This is a genomic window from Jeotgalicoccus meleagridis (assembly GCF_903994045.1).
In the GTDB taxonomy this organism is placed as follows: Bacteria; Bacillota; Bacilli; order Staphylococcales; family Salinicoccaceae; genus Jeotgalicoccus; species Jeotgalicoccus meleagridis.
Window position 1 is genome coordinate 401468 of sequence record NZ_CAJEWD010000008.1, and the last position, 13107, is coordinate 414574.

Sequence of the window (13107 nt, forward strand, 5' to 3'; positions counted from 1 at the left end):
GCCCCATTACAATGTACAAGTAGTATTCATACTACTTGTACTCCAATCTAACATTATTCAAGAATTCTTGAACTTCAATTTCATACTTAGGATTAAATTGCTCATATAAATCAATAATATCTAAGAAGCGTCTTACAGCGTCTGGCTTATCTGACTCTGCCACCCTTTCTAATCTCGGTATATACCACTTTCTTACATAAAAACTTAGTCTTTCTTTCAAGTATACATCAAGCAGTCCATATTTTTTCAAGAAAGGAATTCTTTCTAATTCGAGCACATAATATTTGTCGAAAAATGTCTTAGAGACGGTGTTTGTCACACTTCCAGAAACAGCAGCATAATAAACGTGTATGAACTTATCAATTCCTTGGATACTATTACAATTTAATACAAGTTCTTGGAAGAACATAGTATCTTGACCCGCTGCACCTTCAATCATAATCAAGTCATTATCAATAATGATTGATCTTTTAACTATTAATGCCTGAATACTCTGGACTCTCATTGCAGCTCTAACCATGTATTCTTTAGGATCTGAAATGAATAGTTTCCCAAAGTTATATTTTTTTATTGTTCCTGTATATTTACCTGCTGTACGTTTGTCACTATCTTCTTTGATGATATTTCCAACTACCATATCAACGTCTTTTTCTTTGATTAGATTCAGCATTTGATGGAAACCATCACCAGTTGCTTCATTATCTGGGTCTAGATAAGTAATAAAATCTGTTGTAGCTAATCTAGCTCCTTTATTTCTTGGTCTTGATGCACTTCCTGAACCTGTTTCAAATTCATAATATACAATATCTGGATGACGTCTTAGTATACGATTGATAATTTTAATAGTAGTTTCATCAGTACTTCCATCGTTAACAAAGATGATTTCCATCTTATCAAAACTTGAGGATCGTTTTAGACTTGCAAAACACTTCTCTTCCAAATAGGTACCATTATTATGAATCGGTACAATCACACTAAGTTCTTTTGATTTGTTAAATACATTAGTTATTTCTTCATTTAATTTTTTCTCAATAATTTCTTGATTATCTAAATTATAACCTTTCTTAATTTCATGAATTCCCTCTATATTATTGAGAGCAGCTGTATCATACATAGTTTTATACATATTATTAGAATATTCCGTGTAAACATGTGAAGAAACATCATTTAGTTTAGAAACGAAATTAACATCCGTATATTTAAAACCGGAGTAGAGTTCTTCTAAATAATACTCTTCATATAAATAATCTTTTCCAAAAAAAGTTACAAAATCATATTCTTTGATCATATCAAGAGTCAGATTATCTAGTAATACTGATGCTTTGTTATCAAATAACTGTCTATCATAATCATCTTGTAAAGTATCATCTTCAAGTACGACTAAAACATTTGATTTTATGATAGGTAGATTTATGCCTATATCATGAGCGATCTGCATAATTCGATGATATGTAGTGTGTTCTTTCATGACAGTTCTTATACTTTTCGCCTGAAGTTCTTTTAAATCCTCATCAGATGTATTGTGAATTACTTTAAAATCATCAGGTGCATTAATCATACGTACATTAGGGAATTGATTATTAATACCCGTATTATAATTTGATAATAAAATATTTCCAAATGCTTGCAATTCGTAGACTCTATTTGCAAACATCGTGTTGGAGTATTTAACAGAATTCATATTGATACTCCATCTAAATATTTTATGCAGTTTCATTAAAAATTCATGATTCACTGGTGGAGTTAAATAGGGAATAAATTCTTCCGGAAATTGGTATCTTGGATCTTGAAGCTCTAAATTTCTATCTATAATAGTTAATGGCACATTTTCTTTGATTATTGATTTGAATAATCTAGAAGTTTCAGTCATTCTTACTGGATATTTCGTTAACCAACTTCCAGCAAAAAGTACCTCATCTTTGTATTCATTTGAAATATCACTTCTTGTACCAACTGGATTATGAATAAGTGGGTTTACTCCAAACTGAAGTACTCCAACATTCTCATTAGAAGTATACTTTTTATATAATCTGACCATTTCGCTTGCACTAGTATATATATATTGACAATGTTTAGCTAAACTCTTAAATAAGTTATAGTTCACTGGATCCTCTTTAGAATAAAATACAGTCGGTATCCCACGTCTATTATATTCTTCAGCTAAATCTATCATTTGTCTTCTAATCGGACCATTCGCACTTGAAGAACCTAGCCAACTTTGATCAATTCCTCTCCATGTTGTCGCAAAAATAACAAAATCATAATTTTTATAATCAAAACGTTCGTGTCTAGAAATATAATCGACATTAGCAACATCTTTAAAAGAATTATAAAGAAATTCATCTGCAATCAAGCCGATATGGATATTTAATTTTTTGAAAACTCTACTCCCATTACTGTCAGGAATGCTTTCAACCACTTTTTTAAATTTATCCAATGCTTCATCACGTTTTAAATCTTTTATTTTCAGATAATAAAATGGATCTGAATCTTGTTTGAATAAATAATTTGGACTATATTCATGTATATTCACACTGGGATTCAAAGTATTAATCATAGTGTTTAGAGTTTTGTCAAAGTCTGAATCTAATTCTCTATAATACTTGTCCAGTGCATGCCTAAGCTCATCTCTTTCCATTAGTCACACTCTTTCATTAAAAGAATTTTCTGATCCCAGATTTTTGTTTTTTTAAGATCTTATACTTATCATCAAGATTCGCTAGCTTGTCTTCTACTAATTCCATACGTTCCTTGTATTTATCTTTTTGAGCCTCAAGTCTTTCCTTATATTCTAGCTGATGCTCCAAACGATTACTCGCTAGTTTAAAATCATTTTGAGACTGTCTTAACTTCCTTCTTAAATCTAAGTTTTCATTTTTTATAGACTTCAGTTCATCTTTAATTTCATCGATATTATCTGTAGAGTTTTTAGGACTAGCTAAAGATAGATACTTTCTAACTTCTGTATTATTTAGATAATCTTTTGCACCAATGATAGTTTTCAACATATCAATAGACTTTTGTTTTGATTCATGTGCACTATACATTAAATCATCATATTTAAGTTGTTCTATTGATTTCTCTTCATTTGCCAACTCAGGTATATTTATCCCTATCAAACTTTCGATAGGTGTCCAATAAGTATTTCCCTGTATAACAACACTTGCAATTCCTATTTTTAAGAAAGCTGTATTCAATAAGCCTTTTTGAAACTCAGGCACATGAGAAACAGGATTATTTAATTTACTGTTACTATAAATTTCATCAGATATTATATTACTCTTATCAATTGGTAATTTTAATTCAATTAATGGATCTAAATAAGCCGCTTTATGAAAACCATGAAATTTATTTTTCAGAAATACACTATAATATTTTTCTCCATTATAAGTAATTTCAGATTTAACAGTGAGCATATTATCTTTGAAATGAGATATGAAGTCTTTACTAATCCCCATTCTCTCATTCAATTCATTCGGTTGAAATACTGATTCAATGACTTTATATAATTTAGGTTGGTATCTATATATTTGAATCGAGTTTGAAAGTTTTATCCAGCCTAGTTCCGTATCTTCATGTTGTATTAAATGCCAAATTTCGTTTCCTATCATTTCTTGAGTTATTGACGTAACTACTGAAAAAACATAGTCATCTACATTCTCAAATTCTAAATGATCATATAAACTCTTGTAAATTTTTGTAGATTTATCTTCTACTAAAATATATTGCTTAGGGTATTTTAAAATCCCAGCACTAATAGACATAATTGACCTCCTATAAATAGATATCATATGTTTTATCTTCTATAAACACAATCAATCTATCACCATACAATTTTAAATCAAAATCATTAACAATCCTATCATCATAAATAGCGGTTAGAAATGCTTCTTTTTGATTCGATGTCTTTCTAAAAGCCAATTGTTTTGTAGGTCGAACTTTCGCAAAACCAGAAGTATTAACGGCTACAGGTTTCTTTAAATCTCCATTGATTACTTCCTTGGATTCAAATGGTTTAAATTGCTTAATCACTAACTCTTCTCCACCTGATATTAATTTATATCCATTTTCTACCTCACTCACTTTAGCAAGAGAGGATAAGTTATATTTCTGAGTCATTTTTAGCTCATTTTTTCTCTTAGTTATTAAAGAGTCAACAATTATATTTACCGGACTATTTTTAAATTGTATGACTATACGTTCTAGTAATGCATTAGTACCTTCATAATCTCCATTTACACCTTTAACAAGACTGTAGATTTTATTATCAACATAATTTTCTAACCTTACTTTTCTATCATATCTATTCTCATTTTTAATTTTGTAATTAAAGCCCTCTAAGTAAAAACTACTATGAGCACGCCTAGATGTTATATAGCTTCTTGTTTTATTTCCTGTATAACTATACTTACCGGGATCAATTAAGAAATCTTTAGTTTTATAATTTAATGTAATACTCAGGTCATCATTATGCTTATGGACTCTAGATGAATAGCCGGCAACAAAAGATAAATACATAGGATTTGGTTGTTCATATTGAAGAATTGCAATTCCCGCTTCATAATCATAGATATTTTTATAAACTTTTTTCTTAGCTGCTTTACTAGTACCAGAATCACCAATTGCAGGTAATGTATTATTAGGTTTAGATAATTTAGGAATATATTCCTTTGCAAGCTTTAGGTAATTTACAATTATTGGACCAAGACTATCTTCTTTTCTATTTAAATATGCTTCTATTTCATTGTACATTCTTACTACCATTAAATGATAATGTGGAGAATTTTCTAAGTGAATTGCCTGTGAGCTAAAACTATACCAAAATGTATTAATTGCTCTATTCTTACCTTTAGAAATTATTTGATGATCCTCAAGAACATAGCCTAAAACAACTAATGAACGATCCATCATCAACCCATGGTTATTTGTTTTATATTTACTATCATCACTCATAACTTCAACATGTTTCCTCAGTAAATCAACATACTTAGATATATTAACTTTACGTCCCATTTGCTGAGCTAAATATAAGTATTGAATTAGTGCCTGAGTTCTATTAGCAGTGGTATGGTCATACCACTTCATTGGAACTTCTTTGTCAGGTTCACTTTGTCTAATCCATGATTCAATAATTTCTTCAGCCTTATCAAAATATTTAATATCATTTGTTTCTTCATAAGCTAACATTAATTCTACTGTAATTCTTAAAGTGTGCAGATATAAGGAGTAGCTATTCCCATATTTTTGCTTTTTCTTCTCAAGCCACATATCGTCCCTAAATTCAGTGGATAAAAATCCAGGAAAAGGTGTAATTATATTATTAAGTGCATCTTCTGCCATTTTTTCTCTTCTATTGCTCACTTCAAATAATCTATAAACATCATCTTCATATATTTTAAGGTTTCCTTTATATTTGTTTTGAATCACAGTGCCCACTCCTCATATTTAACTTAAACTTATTTGTATTATAACAAAAATATTATCTAAAAAGTAAAGACTCTCTAGACCACAATGGTTCTGTAAGAGAGTCTCAAATTAAATTAAGCTTTATAATCTACTTCTTTTTCTAATGATTCAAGGGTATGTTTAATATCCTCTTCGAATTCAGGCTCATACTTATCATAAAGATGAATTATATCTAAGAACTTAGTTACAGCCTGATGTCTATTTTCTTCATCAACACGGTCTAATCTAAGTAAGTACCATGCTCTAACATAAGGATTAAATCGTACTTTTAAGTATACATCCATTAAACCATATTTTTCTAAATACGGGATTCTTTCTGTTTCAAGTTTGTAATACTTATCGAAAAATTTATGAGATACAGTATTAGTGACACTACCTGTAACTGCTGCATAATAGACATGAATATATTTGTTTACTCCTAAAATCGCCTTCGAATTTAACACGAGTTCTTGGTAAAACATTGTATCTTGCCCAGCAGCACCTTCAACCATAGTAATATCATTATCTATAATTACTGATTTTTTAACAATAAGTGCCTGAATACTTTGTACACGAAGATCTGAGCGTACTAAAAATTCTTTAGGATCCTTAACCATCATTCTATTATTATTTGCTTTCTTAAGAATATTGGTGTATTTTCCTTCATTCTTTCTAGAACTATCTTCTTTGATAATATTTCCAACAACCATATCCACATCATTTTTCTTGAAACTTTCTAGTAGGAAATGATATCCATCACCAAGTGCTTCATTATCAGGATCTAAGTAAGTAATCAAATCAGTACTTGCAACTCTAACACCTTGGTTACGTGGTTTAGATGCACTTCCAGAACCCGTCTCATTTTCTACATAGACTATATCTGGATGTCTTCTTCTGATTCTATTGATGACTTTTAAGGTAAGTTCATCTGTTGTTCCATCATTTATAAAGATGATTTCCATTTTATCAAAACTGCTTGATCTCTTAAGACTAGCAAAACATTTTTCTTCTAGATAAGTTCCGTTATTATGGATTGGAACAATAACGCTCAACTCTTTTTCTTGATTTGTATCTACTGTAGCTAAATCATCCACTTTTAAAATTTCCAAATAGTCTAAGTTATATCCATTATCTAAGCTATCTATTTTTGGATTTAATGTATAGCTTTCAATATCAATCATTGACTTGTATTTGTCAGACAATGACATTACATAGTTGTGTGCTTCTGAATTTTCATCTTTAGTTACAAAATCAACATCTACATATTTAAAAGCATTGTACATATCGTTTAGATAATATTCTTCATATACATACTCATCATTAAAGAAAGTGATAAAATCATATGATGATAGATTTGTTTGATCTAAGTCACTCTCTAAAATATATGATTTATGCTCATAAATTTGTTGATTGAAGCTTTGTAGATTTTGTTCAGAGTCATTGCTTAACACTACTAGTATCTCTTTAGGATAAGTTTCAACATCTAAGCCAATAGTTTTAGCTATTTCTTGTACTCTATGGAAAGTTGTATGGCCATTATAAACATTTCTAATTCCTTTAGCCTGTAATTCTAAAAGATCTTTTTCTTTAGTATTATAAATTACTCTAAAATCATCATCGCTATGGACCATTCTCACATTTGGGAACATATTGTTAATCCCTGTATTGTAATTAGATAACACTATATTACCGAATGCTTGAAGTTCATATACTCTGTTTGCAAACATTGTTTCTGAATATTTTACAGAATTCATATTTATGCTCCATCTAATTAATTTGTGCAAATTCATTAGATCATCATGAGCGACTGGAGGTGCCATTTTAGATAAATATTTTGATGGGAATTGGTACCTAGGATTTCCTAAATGTAGATTTCTATCAATCACAGTAAATGGAGCTTTTTCTCTGAGTATTGCATCGAATAGTTTTTTGGTTTCAGACATTCTTACTGGATATTTTGTTAACCAACTTCCAGCAAATAAGACTTCATCTTTAAATTCTTTTGCATCACTTGAGCGTGTACCAACCGGGTTATGTATTAAGGGGTTAATACCAAACTGTAATACATGAACATTTTTATTCCCTGTAAACTCTTTATAATTTTTTACGACCTCAACCGCTGTTGTAAATATGTACTGACAATGTTTAGCCAGTGATTTAAATAAATGAAAGTTGACAGGGTCTTCTTTTGAATAAAAGATAGTCGGTATACCATGTTTGTTATATTTCTCTATTAACTCTATCATTTCTTGTCTTTTCTCATTATTTGGGTGCGCAGCACCGTCCCAGGAGCTATCTATACCTCTCCATGAAGTCGCGAAAATTACAAAATCATAGTCTTTAATTACTTGATCATCTCTAGAAATATATTCAAAATTTGCAACATCTTTAAATGAATCAAATAAAAAATCATCTGCAATAATTCCGATATTTAAATCCAGTTTTTTAAATATTCGACTGCCGTTGCTTTCTACAATTTCATCTGAAGACTTTTTGAATTTATCAAGTGCTTCATATCTGTTCATATCTTCAAATTTCAACTCATAGAAAGGGTCAGCTTCAATTCTTTTTGAAAAGTTTGGATTATATTCGTTTGCGAGTATTGAAGGGTCTAAATCATTTATTATTTGATTTAAAGTTGCAGGGAAGTTTTTATCTATTTTTTTATTGTATTTTCTCAATTTTTTTTTCAAACTTTGTCTGTCCATAAATAAACCTCCACTCAATAAAACTACATGCGCTTAATTATTATTTTGACTGTTTCTTAAGCTTTTCTTCAACTAATTTCATGCGTTCTTTGTATTTATCACGCTGTTCCTCGAGTCGACGATTGTAGTCTCTTTGTTGTTCTAGACGTTGTTCACTTAACTTGGCTTCTTGACTAAGCTTATGATTTAATCGTTTTAACTCTAGGATTTCTTCATTTGACAACTTAGAGTTTCCAGAGTTGGTATTGACACCTGATTCTAAACTTTTAATTTTTTCATTTGCTCTATTGAATGAATTTTGAAGTGTTTGAATTCTCTTATCTTTCTCTCTGATTCTTTTAGAGTTTAAGAAACCTTGTGCAGATAGAACAGTCTTAACAGCCTCTTTACTATGCTCTCTTTCTTTTTCTATAGCATAAAAAATATCATCTAAATATTTATCAGATTCTTTTTTACTTTCTGATTCTAAATTAACTAGATAATCTTCTAGGCCATCTAAAGTAATCCAATAATATTCTTTTTTATTTGCTCTAATTCTACCAATATTACTTTCTTTAAAAACAGAAACCAAACGCGGCTTATCAAAATTCACTCTCTCATGATATGGCTTAACCATAGAACTATTTTTATATAGTGTTTTAGTTTTCACATCATTTTCATCGAGTTTGATTTTAGTTGGAATTAATTCTTCAAAGTATTCTTCATCATGGAAACCAAAGAATCTATCTTTGATAAAGATCCCTAGTAATTTTTTGCCATTATATTCAATTTCAGATTTAACAGTTAGTATTTTATTAGTAAAATGAGTTTTAAAGTCTTTAACAATATTTAATTTGTCATTAATTTCATTTGCTTCAAAGTCTTCAGCTAAAAATTTATAAGATTTTGGCTTGAACCTAAATAATTGTATAGAATTATTTAGATTAACCCAACCTAATCGTTCATCTTCATGTTGAATCTGTGTAAATTTTACACCGTCATCCTTTTTTTCAGAAATAGTAGTGATAATAGAATACTGATAGTCATCAATGTCTTTAGAACCTTCATCTTCACCTATCACTCTATATATTTTAGTTCCTGATTTTTCATGCAGTATGAACTGTTTAGGGTAATCGTATTCTAATATTTCCTTCATCTCAATCACCTCATAGTTGATTATTAAAATATAAACCGAATAGCAAAGCCATTCGGTTTATATTTTATATTTATATATTATTTCTAGAATTTTTGGATATTACCGTAGTTGTAGTATTTCACTTCTTCAAAGTTTGCTGGCACTACGTTCTTAGTATCAAAGATAACTTTGTCTTTCATATTGTCAAAGTCAGCATCTGTTAGATTCTTGAACTCACTGTGGTCACTTAACACTAGTACTAGTGATGAATCTCTAACCGCTTCTTTCAAGTCTTTTTCAACAAAGTCCATCTTAACATGTGGGTCATACGTATTTACTTCTAAACCGTCTTCTTGACGCAGTAACTCATAAATATCAAATGCAGGAGATTCACGAATATCGTCTACATCACCTTTATAAGTTAAACCAAAGACAGTAACCTTCTTACCATCTAACTTATCAAGAATGTTTTTCGTAATGTCCACTACATACTCAGGCATAGACACGTTAATTGAACGTGACAACTGAATTAATGGTGATTGTTCTTGTGCTTCAGCAATGATGAAATAAGGGTCCACTGCTAAACAATGACCACCCACACCAGGTCCTGGAGTGTGTAAGTTTACACGCGGATGCTTGTTAGCCATCTCAATAACTTCATGCACATTGATATCTAAGTGATTACAGATTTTAGCTAACTCATTTGCTAAAGCAATATTCACATCACGATAAGTGTTTTCCATCAATTTAGACATTTCAGCCGTTTTTGCATTAGTTTCAATCATTTCACCTTTAACAAAAGTACCATACACTTTTTTACCCGCTTCAACACATGCAGGTGTCATTCCACCAACAATACGGTTGTTGTAAATTAATTCGTGCATGATTTGTCCTGGTAACACACGCTCTGGGCAATGTACTAAGTAGATATCTTCTCCAATTTTAAAGCCTTGTTCTTCAAGGTACGGTGCAACATGATCGTCCATCGTACGCGGTGCAATTGTTGATTCAACGATTACAGTATCGCCTTTTTTAAGTAAAGGAACAATTGACTCTACACCAGCCATAACAATCGAAATGTCTGCTGATTTAAACTCATCATCCTTGTTTGGCGTTGGCACTGCAATAATATATGCATCTGCTTCTTCTGCAACAGTTGATGCTCTGAATTTACCAGACTCAAGCACTTCTTCTAAAGCTTCTTGTAAGCCTGGTTCTTCTATATGGATATGTCCTCCATTTAGCATATCAACTGCATCTTGTTTTATATCTACACCTAATACGTCAACACCATGTTTTGCAAACATAATTGATGTTGGTAAACCGATGTAACCTAATCCGATTGTTGTTAATTTCAAATGAAACACCCTACCTTTTTCTAGTTTAAAGATTAATCTGCTTTTCTTAGTATACCAAAACTTTTTACATTAAAAAGGTTAATTTTTTGTAAATAGTGTTTTAAGTCTTTTCTATTGTTATTTATTGCGCTAATTACCGTTACAGCACTGTCAGCAAGTTCCAAATAAGTACCGTAACTGTCAATGTTGGAAACCTCTGGCCCAATAATGAAAATATGATCGTAATAATTTTTTAAAGGACTTAATTTTGATAGTACATTATATTCATTAAATTTCTTTTTCAAGTCTTCCTCAGGTAAGTCTTCAACATGAATGATATCTAGCTTTTCACATTCTGTTGGATTAATTGCTTCACTTAGAAACATTGACGTTTTTAAGGTTGTAAATAAATTAGGTTTTGCTTTGGAATGAATGTACTCTTCTACGTATGCTACTGATTGACCATCTAAATTAACAACCAAGACCCGATCTTTTAGCTGAGTCAATATATAAGCAATGTGCATGGCCGCATCTATAGTGGCTTTTTGCTTATTCAAAGAAGAAAAGATAGTTTTATTGTCTGGATTATTGTGGTTTTCTTTTCTAATAGCAACCGCAGTATCATATAGAATATTTAAAGTATCTTCATTAAAGTCTATTTGCTTAACATCATTTTCACTCATTTTTTCACTCCTAGAAAGTACCCAATGTTCTTTCATTTAAGTAATGCTCAATATCTTCTTCTGTACTGATACTATTATCAGCAGCAGCTCTAATAATACCAACGATTCCACCAATTAGAAGACCGAACAGTATAATCATCATCTTCAATTCGGTATTTTCAGTAATATAAGTCTTACTACTTAATTCTTCACCCGTAGTAAAGCCTTCTTCACTTAGTACATCCATTGCTTCAGCTTTAATTGACTCATAATCTAAACCAGTTTCTGTCGTAATGGTTAAGTTTAGAATATCTGAGTTCGCTTGTCCATCGACATTCACAAGTTCAACTTTGTCGGATGCCTCGTTGACAGATTCAGCAAGCGCAATATTTAAATTTGCAATTGAATTTGGTTCTAAGGTCGTTTCTAATGTATAATATTCTTCGTATGTTGTATTGGACGGTGGAATGAAGATATTCACAACAGTTGATAGTACACCAAAAACAAGCATGCAAATAATAATATTAAGAATGTGTTTCTTTAAAAAGTACATACAAGGTCTCCTTCAATCATGATTCAATATATATATTATACTATTATGGCTTTAAAATAGAAAACATTCTATGACAAATTCTTGAGGTGCAAGTTAATGAACATTGATATATTCGGCAGTAAGTTTTCTGCTCGCTTAACTGAATTTAGGAGTTTTCCATATTCAGTTAAAAATTTTGTGAGTGGTACTAGTTTTCTTTCCCTATTTTCTAAACCTTATCCCAAATCTATGAAAGAAATTAACACGAGTGATATTGTAGAAATTTCTACAGCCCACCGTGATTTAAACAAGGCAAATCTCGCTAAACTAGAAGAGTCTAACTCAGAGGTCTTAATGATTGATCTACTCAGTGAATTAAATGATATCGTGGAATACGAGGGTTCTTATTTTAACCGTCGTTCTTTTGAATTAATCGATGATAACATTTCTTATCACGAAGTTCGAAAAATTGATCAATTCAGAGCCTTAATTGATAGAATGGATGATATTTTGGTACTGGCACATCAATATAAGCAGGTTATTTTGATTGATGTCTTACCTCAAAATGAATATGATAGCTTCATTTTGGGCATCTATGACTTACTCTATAACAATATTGACAATAAGTTAGTCATTTCTTCTGGTAATGAAGCAGTCAAAGACATTCTTGATGCACCACTTGAAATATATGATGCAGTGAATCAGCAATTAAGAAAAATTAATTCCGATAACTATGAAAATCAACTACTTTTCGATGAGAAATTAGAAGGTAATGTCTTATCAGTATTCATGAACTATATAGAAGAACGATATTATATTTATGAGTTATACAAAGACGGACGTCCGTTTAAAAAATCTCACAGAACAGATTCTAGATATTGTCAGTTCCACTTGGATGAAGCTGGTAAATACCGTATCAGGGTGACTGCTGAAGTTGATGGTATTAAACCTAGATTTTCTGATACCTATATTTATAAAAATGTTAATGATGAATCTGATGAGAATTATCAGTATGTTGAAATGCCAAAGAAAGAGAATCTTTGGATGCTAAGACTCGTCTTACAAAACAGCGATTTTAAAGGTATTATTGGAAATCCCTTTAAATATCCAGATGGCTTTAACGGCTTAGAAATCTACTTAAAAGACGAAATTCAAGAAGATTATCTAAAAAAAGAGTCACTATTAGAAAATGCTTTAAATATCATCTATCAAATGGAGCCTAAAGAAAAACAAGAATTCATCAAAACACACCAAGAAGAACTTGAACACGCATCGCCTTTCGTAAAATCATATTTAGGTCTTTAAACTA

9 protein-coding genes are annotated in these 13107 nt (G+C 30.6%); 1 reads left to right on the plus strand and 8 read right to left on the minus strand.

The features are described from left to right. Positions 1 to 31 precede the first annotated feature (31 nt). The 8 genes from JEOSCH030_RS07670 to JEOSCH030_RS07705 form a co-directional block, all read right to left on the minus strand. Entirely contained in the window at positions 32 to 2638 is a 2607-nt protein-coding gene (locus JEOSCH030_RS07670; RefSeq protein ID WP_185126004.1) for a glycosyltransferase, read from the minus strand. A gap of 16 nt (positions 2639 to 2654) precedes the next feature. Then, on the minus strand, positions 2655 to 3764 hold the full coding sequence (locus JEOSCH030_RS07675) for a hypothetical protein (protein WP_185126005.1): 1110 nt from the start codon (positions 3762 to 3764) through the stop codon (positions 2655 to 2657). Positions 3765 to 3774: 10 nt separating this feature from the next. Beyond that, positions 3775 to 5427: a heparinase II/III domain-containing protein gene (locus JEOSCH030_RS07680; RefSeq protein WP_185126006.1), complete on the minus strand. Its 1653-nt coding sequence runs from the start codon at positions 5425 to 5427 to the stop codon at positions 3775 to 3777. A 113-nt stretch (positions 5428 to 5540) separates the two neighbouring features. Next, complete coding sequence (locus JEOSCH030_RS07685) at positions 5541 to 8153, minus strand: glycosyltransferase (protein ID WP_185126007.1); 2613 nt, start codon at positions 8151 to 8153, stop codon at positions 5541 to 5543. Between the two features lie 40 nt (positions 8154 to 8193). Then, complete coding sequence (locus tag JEOSCH030_RS07690) at positions 8194 to 9288, minus strand: coiled-coil domain-containing protein (RefSeq protein WP_185126008.1); 1095 nt, start codon at positions 9286 to 9288, stop codon at positions 8194 to 8196. Positions 9289 to 9371: 83 nt separating this feature from the next. Further along, a complete protein-coding gene (locus JEOSCH030_RS07695) occupies positions 9372 to 10625 on the minus strand; it encodes a nucleotide sugar dehydrogenase (protein WP_185126009.1) in 1254 nt (417 codons plus the stop codon). A gap of 32 nt (positions 10626 to 10657) precedes the next feature. Next, positions 10658 to 11287, minus strand: a complete 630-nt coding sequence (locus JEOSCH030_RS07700; protein ID WP_185126010.1) for a ParA family protein — start codon at positions 11285 to 11287, stop codon at positions 10658 to 10660. Between the two features lie 10 nt (positions 11288 to 11297). Next, positions 11298 to 11819 carry a YveK family protein gene (locus JEOSCH030_RS07705; RefSeq protein WP_185126011.1) on the minus strand — a complete coding sequence of 174 codons (522 nt, stop codon included), beginning with the start codon at positions 11817 to 11819 and terminating at the stop codon, positions 11298 to 11300. A gap of 96 nt (positions 11820 to 11915) precedes the next feature. Between JEOSCH030_RS07705 and JEOSCH030_RS07710 the strand changes: the two genes are divergently transcribed. Beyond that, a complete protein-coding gene (locus JEOSCH030_RS07710; RefSeq protein WP_185126012.1) occupies positions 11916 to 13103 on the plus strand; it encodes a DUF6270 domain-containing protein in 1188 nt (395 codons plus the stop codon). The last annotated feature ends 4 nt before the right edge of the window (positions 13104 to 13107 follow it).